This is a genomic window from Streptomyces sp. NPDC005866 (genome assembly GCF_040629895.1).
Taxonomy (GTDB): Bacteria; Actinomycetota; Actinomycetes; order Streptomycetales; family Streptomycetaceae; genus Streptomyces.
The window spans coordinates 155069-171188 of record NZ_JBEXWP010000005.1; the positions used below are offsets into that span (position 1 = coordinate 155069).

16 protein-coding genes and 1 pseudogene are annotated in these 16120 nt (G+C 71.3%); 9 read left to right on the top strand and 8 right to left on the bottom strand.

Annotated features, from left to right (window positions below; all coding sequences use genetic code 11):
* Positions 1 to 48: 48 nt before the first annotated feature.
* Positions 49 to 351, bottom strand: coding sequence for a DUF6343 family protein (locus tag ABZ396_RS09650; RefSeq protein ID WP_358914365.1), 303 nt, complete (start codon positions 349 to 351; stop codon positions 49 to 51).
* A 66-nt stretch (positions 352 to 417) separates the two neighbouring features.
* Here ABZ396_RS09650 and ABZ396_RS09655 point away from each other — a divergent pair, with 66 nt between their 5' ends.
* The 3 genes from ABZ396_RS09655 (at position 418) to ABZ396_RS09665 (ending at position 2752) form a co-directional block, all read left to right on the top strand.
* Positions 418 to 1353: an acyltransferase domain-containing protein gene (locus ABZ396_RS09655; protein WP_358914367.1), complete on the top strand. Its 936-nt coding sequence runs from the start codon at positions 418 to 420 to the stop codon at positions 1351 to 1353.
* A gap of 150 nt (positions 1354 to 1503) precedes the next feature.
* Positions 1504 to 2184: a class I SAM-dependent methyltransferase gene (locus ABZ396_RS09660; protein ID WP_358914369.1), complete on the top strand. Its 681-nt coding sequence runs from the start codon at positions 1504 to 1506 to the stop codon at positions 2182 to 2184.
* Between the two features lie 109 nt (positions 2185 to 2293).
* The gene (locus tag ABZ396_RS09665; protein ID WP_358914371.1) at positions 2294 to 2752 is read left to right on the top strand and encodes a DoxX family protein; all 459 of its coding nucleotides are present in this window, start codon (positions 2294 to 2296) and stop codon (positions 2750 to 2752) included.
* A 74-nt stretch (positions 2753 to 2826) separates the two neighbouring features.
* Here the strand turns inward: ABZ396_RS09665 and ABZ396_RS09670 are convergent, their stop codons facing one another.
* A complete protein-coding gene (locus ABZ396_RS09670) occupies positions 2827 to 3429 on the bottom strand; it encodes an RNA-binding S4 domain-containing protein (protein WP_358914373.1) in 603 nt (200 codons plus the stop codon).
* Between the two features lie 155 nt (positions 3430 to 3584).
* Here ABZ396_RS09670 and ABZ396_RS09675 point away from each other — a divergent pair, with 155 nt between their 5' ends.
* Positions 3585 to 4271, top strand: coding sequence for a uracil-DNA glycosylase (locus ABZ396_RS09675; RefSeq protein WP_358914778.1), 687 nt, complete (start codon positions 3585 to 3587; stop codon positions 4269 to 4271).
* Between the two features lie 39 nt (positions 4272 to 4310).
* Here the strand turns inward: ABZ396_RS09675 and ABZ396_RS09680 are convergent, their stop codons facing one another.
* On the bottom strand, positions 4311 to 5786 hold the full coding sequence (locus tag ABZ396_RS09680; protein WP_358914375.1) for a LamG domain-containing protein: 1476 nt from the start codon (positions 5784 to 5786) through the stop codon (positions 4311 to 4313).
* A gap of 156 nt (positions 5787 to 5942) precedes the next feature.
* Positions 5943 to 6611: a GntR family transcriptional regulator gene (locus tag ABZ396_RS09685; protein WP_358914377.1), complete on the bottom strand. Its 669-nt coding sequence runs from the start codon at positions 6609 to 6611 to the stop codon at positions 5943 to 5945.
* A 176-nt stretch (positions 6612 to 6787) separates the two neighbouring features.
* Here ABZ396_RS09685 and ABZ396_RS09690 point away from each other — a divergent pair, with 176 nt between their 5' ends.
* Both ABZ396_RS09690 and ABZ396_RS09695 read left to right on the top strand, forming a co-directional pair.
* A complete protein-coding gene (locus tag ABZ396_RS09690) occupies positions 6788 to 8245 on the top strand; it encodes an NCS1 family nucleobase:cation symporter-1 (protein ID WP_358914379.1) in 1458 nt (485 codons plus the stop codon).
* A gap of 5 nt (positions 8246 to 8250) precedes the next feature.
* Entirely contained in the window at positions 8251 to 8994 is a 744-nt protein-coding gene (locus tag ABZ396_RS09695) for an aspartate/glutamate racemase family protein (protein WP_358914381.1), read from the top strand.
* Between the two features lie 345 nt (positions 8995 to 9339).
* On the opposite strand, the gene ABZ396_RS09700 is transcribed toward ABZ396_RS09695, so the two are convergent.
* A complete protein-coding gene (locus tag ABZ396_RS09700; RefSeq protein WP_358914383.1) occupies positions 9340 to 9798 on the bottom strand; it encodes a GNAT family N-acetyltransferase in 459 nt (152 codons plus the stop codon).
* Positions 9795 to 10196 (bottom strand): RidA family protein, encoded by a 402-nt coding sequence (locus tag ABZ396_RS09705; RefSeq protein WP_358914385.1) that lies wholly within the window; start codon positions 10194 to 10196, stop codon positions 9795 to 9797. The genes ABZ396_RS09700 and ABZ396_RS09705 overlap by 4 nt, the downstream gene beginning before the upstream one ends.
* A 351-nt stretch (positions 10197 to 10547) precedes the next feature.
* Between ABZ396_RS09705 and ABZ396_RS09710 the strand changes: the two genes are divergently transcribed.
* A complete protein-coding gene (locus ABZ396_RS09710; protein ID WP_358914386.1) occupies positions 10548 to 12404 on the top strand; it encodes an FUSC family protein in 1857 nt (618 codons plus the stop codon).
* A 24-nt stretch (positions 12405 to 12428) separates the two neighbouring features.
* On the opposite strand, the pseudogene ABZ396_RS09715 reads toward ABZ396_RS09710, so the two are convergent.
* Positions 12429 to 12692 (bottom strand): annotated as a pseudogene (locus ABZ396_RS09715) (endonuclease); the annotation flags it as partial.
* Positions 12693 to 12811: 119 nt separating this feature from the next.
* On the opposite strand from ABZ396_RS09715, the gene ABZ396_RS09720 reads away from it, so the two are divergent.
* A complete protein-coding gene (locus tag ABZ396_RS09720) occupies positions 12812 to 13456 on the top strand; it encodes a DUF899 domain-containing protein (RefSeq protein ID WP_358914388.1) in 645 nt (214 codons plus the stop codon).
* Positions 13457 to 13610: 154 nt separating this feature from the next.
* Complete coding sequence (locus tag ABZ396_RS09725) at positions 13611 to 13790, top strand: hypothetical protein (protein ID WP_358914390.1); 180 nt, start codon at positions 13611 to 13613, stop codon at positions 13788 to 13790.
* Here the strand turns inward: ABZ396_RS09725 and ABZ396_RS09730 are convergent.
* Entirely contained in the window at positions 13787 to 15649 is a 1863-nt protein-coding gene (locus ABZ396_RS09730; RefSeq protein WP_358914780.1) for an ABC transporter ATP-binding protein, read from the bottom strand. The genes ABZ396_RS09725 and ABZ396_RS09730 overlap by 4 nt on opposite strands.
* Positions 15650 to 16120 lie beyond the last annotated feature (471 nt).

Sequence of the window (16120 nt, forward strand, 5' to 3'; positions counted from 1 at the left end):
ACGCTTCCAGGGCAGCCCCGGTTCGACGGCGCCCAAGCGGACGCCTGCTCACGGGTGGCGGTGCTGCGGTGGGCGCCCCAGCCGCCGCGGGCGACTACTGTCCGCCGGCCGGTACGCAGGCACATCGCGGCCCGGCTGGTAGTGCGGGCCCTGCCTGATGTGCCTGAGGATCATGGCCATGTCGGCGGTGGCCACCAGCCACAGCACCCCGCAGGCGGCCGCCCAGCCGGGACGGCCGACGAGCGCGAACGCCGCCGTGCCGAAGATCGCCCAGGCCACGCCCCACACACTGAGCCACAACCGCGCCCGCAGCGCACTGCGCGCGGTCGCCGGTTCACTGCCCGTACGCATCGCGCATCACCACTTCCTCTTGCAACGTACTCTTCGACCAGGACGTTCACCAAGGGGGACCCCGCCGTGCTGCCGGACGCCGACGACCTGCCCGATCTGCTCCTCGACCTCGCCGTGCCGCACGAGGACATCAACGAGGTGGTGGCACTGCGGCGGACCGTGACCGCCGATCCCGGAGTACGGACGCTGCTCGCCGAATGCGTCGGCGAAGTGACCGGTGCCCCGGCCGCTACTGCGAGGGCCGGCGGCCCGTCCGGGCTCGGTGAGCTCGCCGCCGCCGCTCCGGCCGCACTGGACGGGTACTTCCTGGTCTACGTCTTCCTCGCCGCGCTGCCCCAAGCCCGCGCCTACCACCACGCGCGGGGCGTCCCCGCCGACGTGTCCCGGCACACGCTCGCCGACCTGGGGCGCGGGATGACGCTGCACCGCAGGCGCTACGGCAAGGGAGGGCTGTCGGCTTTCCAGGCTTCCTGGCTGATCCACCACTTCCGGGGCGAGCTGTACCAGCTGGGCCGGCTGCAGTACGAACGGGCCCGGCTCGGCGAGCACACGGCGCGGGCGGTCACGGCGACGGGAACGGACCAGACCGTGTCCGTGGCTCCGGGGCAGCCCTGTCTGAACCTGCACATACCGGACTATCTCGGGCCGCTGGCCCCGACCGCCTGCGATCGCTCACTGGCCCTGGCGCGGGAGTTCTTCCCCCGGCACTTTCCCGAGGAGGACCACACGATCGCGACCTGCCACTCCTGGCTGCTCGACCCGCAGCTGAGGCGGTACCTGCCGGCGCACTCGAACATCGTCCGCTTCCAGGACCGGTTCCGGCCCGGGTACGAGGACACGGAACCGGTCGACACCACGGCGGTCCGGTTCGTCTTCGGCGACCCGGACCTGCCCGTACGGGACCTGCCCCGGCGCACGTCGGTGGAGCGGGCGGTCGGCGACCATCTGCGGGCGGGCGGCCACTGGTATCTCGGGCACGGGTGGTTCCCGTGGGAACGGTGATGACGGCCGCCGGCCTCTACTGATGTGCCGCCAACTTCCCTTAGGCGGCGCAAAGTTGCCCTCAGACCATGGACTACTCGAACGAGTGAACCGTCGTCGTGCGGGAACGGCCGTGCGACGGCGGGCCGTTGTTCGGGCATGACGGTTGAAATGCGTGAGGGACACGAGGGAACAGGGCCAGGTGCGATCACCCCGGACGGCTGCGCGGTGCAGCTCTACTCGCGTCTGGCCGTGGCGGACGAGCCGGACATCATCCAGGCGGCGGTCCCGGCCGGTGCCCACATCCTGGAACTGGGCAGTGGCGTGGGGCGGATGACCCACGCGCTCCTGCAGCGCGGGTTCAGGGTCACGGCGGTGGACGAGTCGGCGGAGATGCTGGAGCGCGTCCGCGGGGCGCGCACGATACGCAGCACCATCGAAGGGCTCGACCTGGGCGAGAAGTTCGACGTGGTGATGCTCGCGTCGTTCCTGGTGAACACCGGGGACGTGGAGGTGCGCCAGGGCATGCTGCGCACCTGCGCGGCGCATGTGGCGGACGGTGGGTGCGTGCTCATCCAGCGGGAGGGCCCGGACTACCACTCGAACGTGCCGAGGGAGCGGGTCGACCCCAGCGGCTACACGGTGCGGATCGTGTCCGTGGAGCCGGCCGGGGACGGGGTGAACTCGGTGCGCGCGGAGTACGAGTTCACGGACGCGACCTGGACACAGACGTTCCTGGCCCGGCCACTCACCGAGGATCAGTTCAAGGAGGCGCTCGCGCAGGCGGGACTGGGGGTGACCGAGTATCTGACCGAGGACGGGGTGTGGGTGAGGGCGGTACCGGCGACATAGCGAGAGATGGCGAGCCGCCAGGCAATGCTGGCGGCAGTCGATGAGTTTTCCGTCGGCGGCCGGTCTACCTCTGTGACAGCAACAGGGACCGCTTCCCCAGGAGAACCCGATGACCAAGACCACCCCTTCCGTCGCCCTGGCCGCTTCCGCCGCCCCCGTCGTCGCCGAGTCGGCGACGGCCCGCGGCCGCCGTGCCCGCCTGGCCCTGCGTACGTTGCAGGTGCTGCTCGCTCTCTTCTACGGCATCGCGAGCGCGCTGCCCAAGCTGATCGCCCATCCGTCGGCCGTCGACTCCTTCGACAGGATCGGCTGGGGCAGTGCGGGCATGTACACCATCGGCGCACTCGAACTGGCCGGTGCCGTCGCCCTGTTGATACCGGTGCTGGAGTCGGTGGCGGCAATGGCGCTGAGTGCGCTCATGGTGGGCGCGTTCATCGTCCAGCTCACCGTCTTCGACGGCCAGTACGCGGCGACCCCACTGATCTTGATCGTGCCGCTGGCCCTGATCGCCTGGGCCCGGCGCGGACAGAACGCGCGCCTGTGGGGACTCGCGCGGTCACGTGTGTGACGGGCCGCGCCCGCCGAGGCGAGGGCGGAGCCGGGCCTGGCCCGGCCGAGCCCTGTGGAGTCGGCCCCGGTGGATCAGTGCCCGTCGGGGCGCCCGCCGCTCGGCCGGCCCGTCCCGCCCATGCCTCCCATCCCACCGAGGCCGCGCAGCCGTTCCAGCTCGCGGCGATCCCGCTTGGTGGGGCGGCCGGTGCCCCGGTCGCGCAGGCCGATGGGGACGAAGGCCTCGCGGGGCGGGGGCGGCGGGGAGTTGTCGATATAGCACTGGGCGGCCACCGGGGCGCCTACCCGCTTGCGGATCAGACGCTTCACGATCACGACACGCTCCCGCCCCTCGTGGCGCAGCCGTACCTCGTCGCCGACGCGTACGGAGTGGGCGGGCTTGACCCGGTCGCCGTTCACCTGGACGTGCCCGCCCCGGCAGGCGGTGGCTCCCATGGAGCGGGTCTTGATCAGGCGCACGGCCCAGATCCAGCTGTCGATCCGCACGTTCTCACCGGGAGCGGGCCCCGCGGCCTCGGCGGCGGCGATGGCAGCGGCGACGGCAGCGCGGTCGACAGCGGGTTCGGGGGCCTGGGCGGCAGGTGCCTCGGTGCCTTCGGCAGGCACGGCCGAGGCGGTGGTTTCGGTCCCACCGCTCTCGCGCGCCCTGCTCTCGCCCGCGTCCTCAGAAGCCATGTCCCGACCTTAGCCCCCCGAGCCCAGAGAAACGGAGCCGATTTCCCGGACGCCCACCCAGCCCATCGCATCGACCGAATCGATCCCGCACGGCCGGGCCGCCCGGCTCTACCGTGGACCTTGTGCACCGCTCCTCCTTCGACCCCCTCGCCCCGTTGGACCCCCTCACCCGCCTCGATCAGCGCGTCAGTGCCTGCCGCGCCTGCCCTCGCCTGGTCGCCTGGCGGGAGGACGTGGCACGTACCAAGCGTGCCGCGTTCGCCGACTGGACGTACTGGGGCCGGCCCGTGCCCGGCTTCGGGCCGGCCGACGCCCCGCTGCTGATCATCGGCCTCGCCCCGGCCGCGCACGGTGGCAACCGCACCGGCCGGATGTTCACCGGCGACCGCTCCGGCGACGTGCTGTACCAGGCGCTGTACGACGTCGGGCTCGCCTCGCAGCCGACGTCGGTGCGCGCAGACGACGGCCTGCAGCTGTACGGCGTGCGTATCACCGCGCCCGTGCACTGTGCCCCGCCCGCCAACAAGCCGACCCCAGAGGAGCGCGACACGTGCCGGCCCTGGCTGGTCAAGGAGCTGAGGCTGCTGCGTCCCACGCTGCGCGCCGCCGTCGTGCTCGGCGCCTTCGGCTGGCAGGCCGCGCTGCCCGCCTTGGCCGAGGCCGGCTGGAGCGTGCCCCGGCCCCGTCCGGCCTTCGGCCACGGCACCCGGGTCGACCTCGGTGGCCTGGACCTCTTCGGCTGCTTCCACGTCAGCCAGCGCAACACCTTCACCGGCCGCCTCACCCCCGAGATGCTCCGCGATGTGCTGCGGACGGCGGCGGAGGCGGCCGGGCTGCGGTGACAGCAGCGGGCTGCGGCAGGCTGCAGGGCTGCCGCAGGCTCAGACGATGCGGGCCGCTGCCAGCGGGCGGTCGGTGACCGTGTGGCTGCCGGTGGACGCGGACGAGTTGACGCTCCAGCGGTAGCGGGAGAACGCGCCCGTGGCGTTGGAGGCGTACAACATCATGTGGCCGATACCGACGCCCTGGAAGCTCTCGCCGTCCACGTTGCTGACCATGCGGGTGTCGGGGTACTGCGGGTATCTGCTCAGGCCGAAAACGCCGTGCGGGTCGGAGGTGCAGTCGATGATCTCGACGGCGTACTGCGTCTCGTCAGGGAAGTCGGCGACTCCGCTGACAACCCCCTTGACCTCGCGGACCATCACGATGTGCCCGGTGTTCTCCGTGTCCTGCCCGTTGTAGTCGACCGCGATCAGGTCGCCCGGCCGCAGGTCGGTGACCTTGCGGATGGGACGGAAGCGCGGGCCGCCGCTGTTCTTCAGGAAGGCCGAGCAGTAGTCGGCGGCCTCCGGGCCCTTGTCCTGGAAGTACTGGAGGAAGTAGGCGTCGGTCGCCCAGCCGTAGGTGTGCTTGAGCAGCGCCGTGACGAAGGACGAGCAGCGGGCCCGGGCCACCCAGCTCGCGAGGTCGTCCGGGCGGCCCCAGGTGACGGTCGCCGTCGCGTTCATCAGATAGACGTTGTTGGCGCGTGCCGTAGCGCCGCTGATCAGGCCGATCTCGGCGGCGCTCAGGGCACGGCCGTAGGCGCGGACGTCGTCGATCGCGCCCTTGAAGCGGTTCACGTAGGCGCCGTCCCAGCGGGCCCGGCCGATGCTGAAGCCCTGGGTCGCGGCCCAGGACAGGGTGGTGTCCGCGCTGCCTTCCATCGTTCCGTTCACATACAGCTTGATGCTCGTGCCGTCGTCCCATACGCCGGCCAGGTGGGTCCAGACGCCGGACTTGGTGACAGGTGTGGCGCCCAGCGCGGAGATCTTGGCGCTCTGGTCCTCGCTGCGCACCTTGAAGGCCCAGGTCCCGGCCGTGTCGTCGTACTGGAGCAGGAAGCGGCTGGCGCTGCCGCCGTCCTGGCTCACGGCCGTGTACATGTTCGTCAGCACGGCGTCGTCGGCGAGCCGGACCCAGGCCGCGACCGTGAACGGGGCTGTGGTATCCAGGACGGAGCCGGTGGCCGCGTACGCGCCGGAAGTGCCGTCGAAGCCCAGTTCACCGCCCGCCCGCAGACTGGTCCAGCTCGCTCCGGAGCCCAGCGTGACGGGATGCTCCAGGCCTGAGCGGTCGGTGCCGGAGCCGTCCAGCGGCCAGTGCCCGGCCAGCCCGGTCGGTAGATGGCCGGCGGCCAGCATCCGTTGGTACTGCACCAGCTGCTCGGCCTCCGCCAGATGCGGTACGGCGACCGGGGTGAACGGCGTGTCCAGCGGGGCGTCGGCCGCGGCGCTCCCCGTGCCGACCGCCACGCCGGCCACCGCGCCCATCCCCACGAGCGCGGCTCCGCTCAACAGCCCCTGTCTGCTCACCATGGTCATGACCTCCCCGTTTCGATCCGTTCGGATCCTTTTCGGTCTTCGCCGACGATTCGATCTTCACCGGTGCGGAGAACTCTGGGAGATTCCTATGGGAACTGGTGTTCTTGTGGACGGCCGAATTCCGCAGCTGGTGGCCGGTGTCCTCGTCGGCTACTGCCCGGTGTCCTCGCCGAACAGGTGCCGCACCGTCGACCGGTAGTTGGCCTGGACATGGCCGAGCGCGCGGGCGCGGGCGCGGTCGGGGTCGCCGGAGGCGATCGCGTCGTACAACTCGCGGTGTTCGGTGAGGAGCTGCGGCCACTCCTCGTTACGCCGGGTTAGCCAGCGCAGCCGGCCGTCGACCGGTTCCATCACCGAGATGAGCAGGCTGTTGCCGGCCAGGGCCAGGATCCGGTCGTGGAAACGGGTGTTGATGTCGGTGATCGTCTCGGCGTCCCCGGTCCGCGTCGCCGTGGCGGCCCGGTCGAGCATGTCCCGCAGCTCGGTCAGTGCCTGCGGGGTCGCCCGTGCCGCCGCCAGGCCGGCCGCGTACACCTCAAGTGCCTCGCGCAGCTCGAAGAGCTCCTTGACGTCGGTCGGGGTCAGCCGGCGTACGACGGTCCGGCGGGCCGACTCGAAGAGGACGAAGCCCTCGGCGACCAGGGCCCGGATCGCCTCCCGGACCGGCACCCGGGACACTCCGAACCGTTCGGCCAGCTCGCGCTCGACAAGCCGGTCGCCCGGGCCCAGACGCCCCGCGATGATGTCCTGCCGTAGGGTCGCGAGGACGCGCTCGCGCACCGCGCCCAGGGGTTCGATCTTCGTCGTGGGGGATCCCATGAGGCCATCTTCGCCGACCTGAGGGGGCTTTTACGGAGCCGTAACGGGACGGACATCGGTCAGAACGCTTGACGGGAGGACCATGACCCCAGTTTGGTATACCAAACGCGCGCAGTACCCGGCAGTCGTCCTCCTTCCTCCCCGTCCCCGTAGTCCCCGTAGTCCCTGGAGGCCCCGTGTCCCTGGCCGACCGCGCCGAAGCCACCGGCGCACCCGCGTTCGTCCCCGACCCCCGGCTCACCAACGAAGACCTCGCCCCCGCCGAGCAGCGGAACTGGAAGGTCTTCGACCTCTTCGCCATGTGGATGTCCGACGTCCACAACCTCGGCAACTACACCTTCGCCGCCGGCCTGCTGGTCCTCGGCATGAACGTCTGGCAGGTCTTCACCTCCCTCCTCGTCGGCTTCGTGCTCATCTACGTCGGCATGAACTGGATGGGGAGGATCGGCCAGCGCCACGGTGTGCCGTTCCCCGTGGTCAGCCGGATCAGCTTCGGCGTCTGGGGCGCCAACATCCCGGCACTCATCCGGGCCGTGATCGCCATCATGTGGTACGGCATCCAGACCTATCTGGCGTCCGTCGCCGTCAATGTGATGCTGCTGGCGGCCTGGCCCGGCCTCGAGTCCTGGACGCACCACTCATTCCTTGGCCTGGACGCGCTCGGTTGGGTCTCCTTTGTCTCGCTCTGGCTGATCCAGGCGGCGATCATCAGCCGGGGCATGGAGTCGGTCCGCAAGTTCCAGGACTTCTGCGGCCCCGCGATCTGGCTGGTCATGATCGCGCTCGCCGTCTGGATCCTGGCCAAGGCCCACTGGACCATCTCGCTCACCTCCACCCCGCACCCGGTCTCCACCGGTGAGCAGTGGCGGCAGTGGTTCGGCGCGATCGGCCTGATCCTCGCGACCTACGGCACGCTGATGCTCAACTTCTGCGACTTCTCCCGCTTCGCGCCGGACTACCGCACCGTCCGCCGTGGCAACTTCTGGGGCCTGCCCATCAACTCGACGGCCTTCGTGGTCGTCTCCGTGATCGTCACGGCGGGCTCGCTTGAGGTCTTCGGCGAGGCCATCACCGACCCGGCACAGCTGGTCGCCAAGGTCGGCAACACCTGGGTCCTGGTTGTGGCCGCGCTGACCTTCGCGGTCGCAACCATGGGCGTCAACATCGTCGCCAACTTCGTCTCACCGGCGTACGACCTGGCCAACGTCTGGCCGCAGAAGATCAGCTTCAGGGTCGGCGGCATGATCAGCACGGTCGCCGCCCTGGTCGTCACCCCCTGGAACCTCTTCTCCAACCCCACGGTCGTCAACTATTTCCTCGGCGGCCTCGGTGCGTTCCTGGGACCGCTGTTCGGTGTGATCATGGTCGACTACTACTGGGTCAAGCACGGCAAGGTGGACGTCGAGAAGCTGTTCGACGCGACGCCCGGTTCGCCGTACCACTACCGCAAGGGCGTCAACCCGAAGGCGCTGTGGGCGTTCCTGCCGTCGGCGGCGGTCGCGGCGGTGCTCGCGCTGGTGAAGACGTTCAGCGATGTGGCGCCGTACTCCTGGTTCATCGGCACGGCGCTGGCCGCCGGGCTGTACGCGGCGCTCTGCCGCGGTGACCGAGCCGTCGCGCCCCGGGAGGTCTGACGACCGTGCGGATCGTCGTCACCAACTGCAACACCACGCAGGAGATGACCGAGGAGATCGTACGAGGTGCCCGGGCCGCCGCAGGCCCGGGTACCAACGTGACCGGCCTGACCCCGAGTTGGGGCCCCGAGTCGGCGGAGGGCTGGCTCGACAGCTACCTCTCGGCGGCGGCGGTCCTCGACGCGCTGCGGACGTACGACGGTCCGCGGTACGACGCGGTGGTCATGGCCGGTTTCGGGGAGCACGGGCGCGAGGGCGTACGGGAGTTGGTGGACGTACCGGTCGTGGACATCACGGAGGCCGCCGCACATCTGGCGTGTCTGCTGGGGCGCCGGTACGGCGTCGTCACGACTCTGGAGCGGTCCCGCGGGCAGATCGAGGACAGCCTGGAGACGGCGGGGGTGGCCCGCAACTGCGTGGCGGTGGCGGGCACGGGGCTCGGCGTCCTCGATCTCGCGGGTGACCCCGGGCGTACGGAGGCCGCGTTCCTCGCGGCGGCCGAACGGGTCCGGGAGGCGGGCGCCGAGGTCTTGGTCCTCGGCTGCGCCGGGATGACGGGGCTGCAGCGGGTGGTGGGGGAGAAGCTGGGGGTGCCGGTGGTCGACGGGGTCGGCGCGGCGGTGAAGCTGGCGGAGTCGCTGGTGGCACTGGGGCTCACGACCAGCCGGGCGGGGAGCTATGCGAAGCCGCTGGTGAAGAGGCGGATGTGGGGGCGCGGTCCGCATAGCGGCGGTCAAGCGGTGACCTGAGCACCCCGACCACTGAAACCGGAACCCTCACGGGCCCGGCCCACTCGGCCTCGCCGCCTTCGCGACGACGACCTTCGTCCTCAGCGTCTTCAACGCCCACCTGATCACCGAAAGAGCCTGGCGGGGGGCAGCGCGAAGGCGGACGAGGACGACGACAGGCCGACCTTCCTCTGGCTCGGCCGGGTCGACGACAAGTCTCGTCTCCCATCCCTGGTCGCCGGGGACACCCCATGTCGCCAAGGAGATCGGCCCGCTCGCCGGCCCCGGCAGATCCCGGTCATCGCGGAACTCCCCAAGACCGCTCCGGCAAGATCATGCGCCGCCTGCTGAGGAGGAGACTTTGCCTCAGGGCCGCCAGACGTACCGCACATCGGGCTCCCGCTCCTCGTTCGCGCTGCCGTCCGTGAACTCGACGGCGACGAAGCCGTGCCGTTCGTAGAACCGGTGGGCGGGCTTGTTGACCTGGAAGGTCCAGAGCGTGAGCCCGGTGGGGTTGCGCTCTTTCGCCAGAACGACGAACCGGTCACCAATGCCGCGCCCCCGCCAGTCCGGATCGAGATAGAGCTGGGACAGGAGGCCGCCGTTGAGCACCATCATCCCGACGATCCCGTCCCCGTCCCCGTCGACGGCCTCGGCCACCCAGGTCTCACGCGACGGCACGACGATGTCGCGGATATGGACACGCACTTCGTCGTCGGAGCGTGGCCGGACGACGGTGGGCAGGGCGGCGGCGAACGACCGCAGCCAGACATCGGCTGTGGCGGTGGCGTCGGGCCCGGCGGCGCGTCGCAGGATGACGCTCATGCGGGCACCACGGCCGTCGCCGTGATCTCCACCAACTGCCCGGTGTAGCCCAGGCAGGTCACGCCGAGGAGGGTGGAGGAGTGCGGTCCGGCGCTGAGCCCCGACGCCTCGACGACCTCCCATACGGCCGACAGCACCGACGGATCGCTGCTCACGACGTACACGTCCGTCGCCACGACATGCGCCAAGTCGCTGCCCACAGAATGCAGTTGCTCGCCGAGATTCGCGATGACCTGCTCGGCCTGCCGGACCGGATCCCCCGCGCCGACTATCGTCCCCTCGGCATCGAGCGGAACGGCCCCCGCGAGGAAGGCGAGCTTCGTGCCTGCTTCGACGACGGAAGCGTGGGAGTAGGCGGGCGGGGGAAAGAGGGCGGCGGCGGTGACGCGCTGGATCACATCGACTCCTCCGAAGAACTGTCGGCAACCTGCCGATCATCCAGCTCTTCGGCGAGGGCCACACCCGATTTTCCTCTGCCGTGAATTCCCCCACCGCATGAGCGCAGACGACGCGAAGACAACCGCAGGCAGCCGGCTCGCGTTCCCCGGCGCACTGGACGCCCTGCCGGTGTGGTATTCCGGGGCAAATTGCGTTCATAGGAACACGGCTCTCCAGAGCACTTGTCACATCCCCGAAATACGAACGAATCCTTCCGTACGGGAACGCGATCTACGGTGGGAACACCGAAGCCGACAGCCCGGCCACCGTCGTCCGAAGGCACACCCCGCCCTCGCCCGGACAGGAGCCCCGTGTCCCGTCGCGTCGCCCCGCCGCCCTGGCTCGCCCACGCCCTGCGCGCCCAGCGCGGGCCCGTGCCCTGGAGCGCTGTGACGAGAGGGGCGCTGGCCGCAGGGCCGCTACTGCTCGCCGCGGTCGTGCTCCACCCCACCTCTCTCGGTGTCATCGCCGCCATCGCCGCGATGCTCGCCGGGATCAATGACCGGCCGGGCAGCCGACGGGCCGCCGTGCGGCGGCTCGGGGCGCCCGCGACGGCCGGGGCCGTGGGGCTGCTCGTCGGGACGTACGGCGGACAGCACCTCACCGCCGTACCCCTGACCCTGCTGCTCACCGGGCTCGGGCTGGTCGCCGGCGGGATGAGCGCCGTCGGGCCCGCCGCCTCCGGGGCCGGGACGCAGTTACTGGTCGGCGCGGCCGTCGGCGCCGGAATGCCGATCGCCGAGGCGGGCTGGCAGCGGGCTCTCGCCTTCCTCGCCGGAGCCGGGTGGCTGCTGGTGCTGCGGCTTGCCCTGCCCACCCCCGGGGCCATCGCCGGCGACTACCGCTTCGACGGGGAACGGAACGCCGTCGCCGCCGTGTACGACGCCATCGCCGACCTGCTCGAGGTGGTGGGGGGCGAGGGGGCCATCCCCCGGCGGGCCGCCCTCACCGCCGCGCTCGACCATGCCCAGGACGCGCTCACCGGGCCCAGACTGCGGCGGTACGCCAGTTCCGCCGCCGAGCGCCGACTGCACGCGCAGTACGCCGCCGCGCTGCCCCTCGCCGAGGCGGCGACCGCCCTTGCCTGGGCGGATGAGCCGATATCCGAGCGGGCGGCCGAGGGACCCCGGCGGCTCGCCGTCGCGGTCCGGGGCAATGGCAGCACCGGGCCGCTGCCCGCGCCGTCCCGGTCGGCGCCCGCCCTGCGCGCCCTGGACGACGCCCTGCTGCGCGCCGCCGAGGTCTTCGACCGGGTCGAGGGCGCTGAGCATCGGCCGCCCGCCCGGCGCCGCAGCTTGAAGGAGGTGCTGCGGGCCGCGCTCGGCAGCGGCGGGCGGGAGTACGGGCTGCGGGTCGCCCTCTGCTTCGGGGCCAGCGCCGCCATCGCCCAGGCCCTGCACCAGGCTCGCTGGTACGGCGGGCACCAGCACTGGTACTGGCTGCCCGCCACCGCCGTCTTCCTCGTCAAGCCCGACCTCGGGCCGCTCGCCTCCCGGGTGCTGTGCCGGGCCGCGGGGACCGTGCTCGGCGCCCTCGTCTTCGCGGGCTTCGCCGCCGTACTGCCCCGGCCCGAGGGGCTCATCGCGCTGGTGGCCGTCTGCGGAGCGGTCATCCCGGTGTCCACCCGGCACTTCGGCGCCCAGACCGCCGTCGTCACCGTCCTCGTGCTCGCCCTGGTCATAGTCGGTGGCGAACCGCCGGCCTCCGTCAGCCGGATCGGCGACACGCTGCTGGCCTGCGTCATCGTGCTGATCGTGGGGCATCTGCCGATGGCGGGGAAGCGGGGCGGCGGGGTACGGGCCCGGCTCGCGGCGGCCGGGCGTGCCGCGCAGGTCTATCTCGACCACGTACTGAGCGAGTCCGACGACCGCGGCGAACGCTGGGCCCTGCGCCGTGAGGCCTACCGCTCCCTCGCCGAGGCCCGCGCCACGATCGCCCTGGCCGCCGCCGAACTCCCCGCCCTCGCCCGGCACTCCGAGGGCACGGACGCGGTGGCCGCCGTACTCGAACGGCTCGTGGACACCACCACCGCCTGTGCCGTGCAACTCGACGAGACCGGACGGCTCACCGCCCGGCACACTCGGCAACTCGAAGACCTCGCGAGTGAGTTGGAGCGCGGTGGGCGGCGACTCGGGCTCGTGGTGCCGCGGATGCCGGTCGTGGCGTAGGGAACTTGGGCCGCGCAGTACGTCTCAGTCGGCGAACCGCGCCCACACCGGTGCGTGGTCCGACCCGGCGGCCCCCCGCAGCTCCGGGGGATCCTCGCCCACCGACGGCAGGTCCGGCGGCCGGGTGGTGCCCGGCAGGCCCGTGCCCGCCTCCGTCAGACGGTGGACCATGTGGTGGCTGAGGAGGATGTGGTCGATCAGTTCACGGCGGCCGGAGTTGACACGGGAGTAGCGCTGCTCGGCCGGTATCCGCGGGGCTATGTCCCACAGCCGTACGGCGTCGCCCTTGGTGGCGCGTCTGGCGGTCACGTCTGGCGGTGGCGCGGAAAAAAATCTGGGGCCGCACCGATGAGTTCGCCTCCCTCCCGCGGTCACCACCCGGAACCGACCGTCGTACAGGAGGGCCCATGTCGCTTCCGGAGATCGTCTCGCGTGAGCGGTGGCGTGCCGCGCGTGAGGAGTTACTGCTCAAGGAAGAGGCGCTCACGCGCGCGCGGGACGTGCTCAACGCCGAGCGGCGCCGGCTCCCGATGGTCGAGGTGGACCCCGAGTACGTGTTCGAGGGCGGCGACGGCAAGGTCACCCTGCTCGACCTCTTCGAGGGACGGGCCCAACTGATCGCCTACCACTTCATGTTCGCCCCGGAGTGGGAGGCCGGCTGTCCCAACTGCTCCGCGTTCCTGGACCAGATCGGCCACCTCGCCCATCTGCGGGCGCGCGACACCTCGTTCGCGGCGGTGTCCCGGGCGCCGTTCACCAGAATCCTGCCGTTCAAGGCGCGGATGGGCTGGACGCTGCCCTGGTACTCCTCGTACCACAGCGACTTCAACCTCGACTTCGGCGCGACCCTCATGGTCGACGACGAACCGGTCGAACGGCCCGGGATCAGCTGCTTCCTACGGGAACACGACCGGGTCTTCCACACCTACTCCGCCCACGACCGCGGTCTCGACGGACTCGGCTCGACCAGTTCTCTGCTCGACCTGACGGCGCTCGGCCGGCTGCCTGCGGGCAGCGACCGGGTGCGCTATCACGACGAGTACGAGGACTGACACAAGCAGTCACGAAGGTGGCCGAAAGTCAACGGACTCTCACCCTCCGCGCCGGTGGCGTGTCGGCTATGTCTCAGTACCGTCACCGGGCGAGCCATTCGTGTTCTCCAGAGCGTTAACTCCTACAAGTAAGACGCACTTCTGGAGGTGCAGGATGGTGAACGGGCGAACGGTGCTCGAAGGCTTTCCCGCAGGCGGACCGCGAGGATCATGGCCGGCGGAGGAGTTCGCGCACGCGCGGCGACTCGAAGGCATGCCCGCCGAGGTCGTGATGGACCTGGCGACCGACACGTTCCTGGTGATCCTTCGCGGCGGCGACGGAGTCGACGGCTAACCCACCTTCCGGACCGGCACCTTGGTCGTGAACTGGTCCGCCTGGAGCGCGTACAGCTCCGCGTAGACACCGCCGCTCGCCAACAGCTCGTCGGGGGTCCCCGACTCCACCACCCGGCCCTGGTCGAGGACGTGCACCAGATCGGCATGGCGGACCGACGCCAGCCGGTGCGTGATCAGTACGACGGTCTGGCCGCTGCCCGCGAGCGCTCGGATCTTCTCGAAGACCTCCAGCTCGGCCCGGGCGTCCAGGGCGGCCGTCGGCTCGTCCACGATCAGGATGCGCCCGCGCCGGTAGGCGGCCCGCGCGATGCCCAGCCGCTGCCACTGGCCGCCGGACAGCTCGTGCCCGCCGCTGAAGTTGCGGGCCAGCAGGGTGTCCAGGCCGCGCGGCAGATCCTCGACCACCTCCTCCGCGCCCGCCTCCGAGACCGACCTGGTCAGCCGCTCCTCGGTCAGCGGCGCCGCCGAGCGGCCGACGGCCACATTGACCTTGGCCGTGAACGGCCAGCGCTTGAAGTCCTGGGCCAACATCGCGATGCGCTCGGCGAGCCGGTGCCGGTCGGCCTTCGCCGCGTCGACTCCGTCCCACAGGATGCGGCCCTGGTCCGGTTGGTAAAGCCCGGCCAGCAGCTTGACCAGGGTGGTCTTGCCGGAGCCGTTCTCGCCGACCAGGGCGACGATCCGGCCGAGCGGGAGCGTGAGGGTGACGTCGTCCAGGGCGGGGCGGGTGGCATCACCGGGATAGGTGAACGTGACGTTCTCGAAGTGGATCTCCCGCGGATCCTCCGGGAGCGGGTCGCCGCCGATCGGGATCGCCCGCTCGGCCGCCTCGACGTACAGCCGCTCCAGATCGCCCACGAACAGTGCCTCCTCGTGCAGCGTGTTGATCTCCAGCACGAGCGTGTTGAGACTCGCCGAGCCGGTGCGGATCGCGATCACCGCCGTACCGGCCACCGACAGGGCCATCGCCCCGCTCAGCAGCAGCGCGCCGAGCGTCGCGTACGTGGCGACGGTCGCGAGGCCGGTCCAGGCCGCCGCGATCAGGCCGGTACGGGCCGCGAGCCGGGCCAGCCGGGCCTGCTCCGCCTCCGCCGTCTCCGACATCGCCCGGAAGTGCCGCAGCAGGAACGGGCCGACCCCGTGCACCCGGATCTCCGGCGCCGCCTCCGGCTCGGTGAGCAGGGCGCTGATCAGATGGCCGGCGCGGGCGTGCTGCACCCAGGTGTGGAACGACTCGTAGCGGCGCCGGGCGTTGGTCAGGGCGCCCCAGGCGCTGGGAATCGTCATCGTGATCAGCAGCGGCAGCAGGGCCGGGTGAAGCACGGTCAGCACACCGGCCGCCGCGATCAGCGAGATCATCGCGTTCACCACGCGCGTGCCGTACATGATCATGCGGCGGGCCGAGGAGGCGCCGTACTGCGCGGTGTCCAGCAGTTTGTGGAAGGCGTGGTCCTCGATCGCGGCGAGCTCGACGGCCGCCGCGCGCTCCAGGTACATCTCGGTCGCCACCCGCTCGACCTTGGGTTCGAGGCGGCCCGTGGCGTAGGTGGACGCGGCCCGCAGCAGGGCGGCCACGAACATCACGGCGGCCATGATCACCAGGGCGGGGGCGGCGCCGCGCAGCCGTTCCTCGATGGTGCCGGTGCCGATCAGCCGTCCCAGCACGCTGTTCACGGCCAGCAGGCTCACGGCCTGGGCCACACCGATGGCCACCTGCGCGGCCAGCACCACGCGTGTGGCGCCCGGGTCGGCCTGGCGGGACAGTCGCAGGCTCGACATGAGCATGCCGGGCAGACGGGTCACCATCGCGCGGAGGTCCAACTCCAGGAAGGCCTCCCGGTGCTGGTTCCATCCCATGTCGTAGCGGAGCGGCCCCCCGAACAGCAGCCTCTCCGACTCCGACACCTCGGACGCCACCGTGTCCCGCCTCTTCGTCACCGCGTTCCTCCCAGGGCCGTCGACGAACCGCCACTATCGCGGGGCACGGCGGTCATCGGGCAGGGCGTGCGACGGGGCTCGCGGGGCGCGGGGGAGTGCGCCGGGGGTGCGGACCGAGGAGGGGCTGGTTTGCGGAGGGGTTGGCTCGAGGGCGGGGGAGGATGGGCGGGACTGCGGGCGGCCTCGAGCAAGGGCGCGGGCCGAGACCGGTCCTCGGATGGGCGACCGGGACGGTCCTCGCGTCGAACAGGCGGGCCGGGGTGAGCGGCCTGGCGGGGCTTCGGGTGTTGGCGTCTTCGGTGCGGGCGACCGGCTGGGTCTTCGGTGCGGGCGGCCGGCTGGGTCTTCGGTGCGGGCGGCCGGGTGAGTCTTCGGGTCTTCCGTGCGGGC

Excerpts from the sequence above, each read along its gene's own strand:
- ABZ396_RS09650 (WP_358914365.1), bottom strand. The coding sequence starts at position 351 with ATGCGTACGGGCAGTGAACCGGCGACCGCGCGCAGTGCGCTGCGGGCG.
- ABZ396_RS09660 (WP_358914369.1), top strand. The coding sequence starts at position 1,504 with ATGCGTGAGGGACACGAGGGAACAGGGCCAGGTGCGATCACCCCGGAC.
- ABZ396_RS09665 (WP_358914371.1), top strand. The coding sequence starts at position 2,294 with ATGACCAAGACCACCCCTTCCGTCGCCCTGGCCGCTTCCGCCGCCCCC.
- ABZ396_RS09670 (WP_358914373.1), bottom strand. The coding sequence starts at position 3,429 with ATGGCTTCTGAGGACGCGGGCGAGAGCAGGGCGCGCGAGAGCGGTGGG.
- ABZ396_RS09680 (WP_358914375.1), bottom strand. The coding sequence starts at position 5,786 with ATGGTGAGCAGACAGGGGCTGTTGAGCGGAGCCGCGCTCGTGGGGATG.
- ABZ396_RS09685 (WP_358914377.1), bottom strand. The coding sequence starts at position 6,611 with ATGGGATCCCCCACGACGAAGATCGAACCCCTGGGCGCGGTGCGCGAG.
- ABZ396_RS09700 (WP_358914383.1), bottom strand. The coding sequence starts at position 9,798 with ATGAGCGTCATCCTGCGACGCGCCGCCGGGCCCGACGCCACCGCCACA.
- ABZ396_RS09720 (WP_358914388.1), top strand. The coding sequence starts at position 12,812 with ATGTCGCTTCCGGAGATCGTCTCGCGTGAGCGGTGGCGTGCCGCGCGT.
- ABZ396_RS09725 (WP_358914390.1), top strand. The coding sequence starts at position 13,611 with ATGGTGAACGGGCGAACGGTGCTCGAAGGCTTTCCCGCAGGCGGACCG.
- ABZ396_RS09730 (WP_358914780.1), bottom strand. The coding sequence starts at position 15,649 with ATGGGATGGAACCAGCACCGGGAGGCCTTCCTGGAGTTGGACCTCCGC.